This is a genomic window from Pseudomonas sp. BP01 (assembly GCF_022760795.1).
Classification (GTDB): domain Bacteria; phylum Pseudomonadota; class Gammaproteobacteria; order Pseudomonadales; family Pseudomonadaceae; genus Aquipseudomonas; species Aquipseudomonas putida_Q.
This window is the reverse complement of the sequence record NZ_JAFBKA010000110.1, coordinates 1-354: the sequence shown is the minus strand read 5'-3', so window position 1 is coordinate 354 and position 354 is coordinate 1. Positions and strand designations below refer to the sequence as shown.

At 59.6% G+C, this 354-nt stretch carries 1 protein-coding gene; it reads left to right on the top strand.

Features of this window, described 5'->3' with window-relative positions; all coding sequences use genetic code 11:
* The coding region (locus tag JOY50_RS28710; RefSeq protein ID WP_243056193.1) for an immunoglobulin-like domain-containing protein at positions 1-354 on the top strand (354 nt) is incomplete at both ends.

Below are 354 nucleotides of genomic sequence, written 5' to 3'. Positions count from 1 at the left end.
TCACAGAAGGTGGTGTCATCACCTACACCGTGACCCTGAGCAACCCTGCCCAGACTCCGGTGACCGTGACCCTGTCCAACGGCCAGACCATCACCGTTGAGGCCGGCAAAACCCAGGGCAGCGTTGATTTCCAGACCCCGGCAAACGACGTCTATAACAATGGTTCGACCGTCAGCGTCACCATCGAAAACGCCACCGGCGGTAACTTCGAGCAACTGACGCCGAACCCGACCCCGGCTCAGACCACGATCAACGATTCGGTCGATAACACCACTGCGACCCTGACCGCTTCGCCAAGCGTCACAGAAGGTGGTGTCATCACCTACACCGTGACCCTGAGCAACCCTGCCCAGA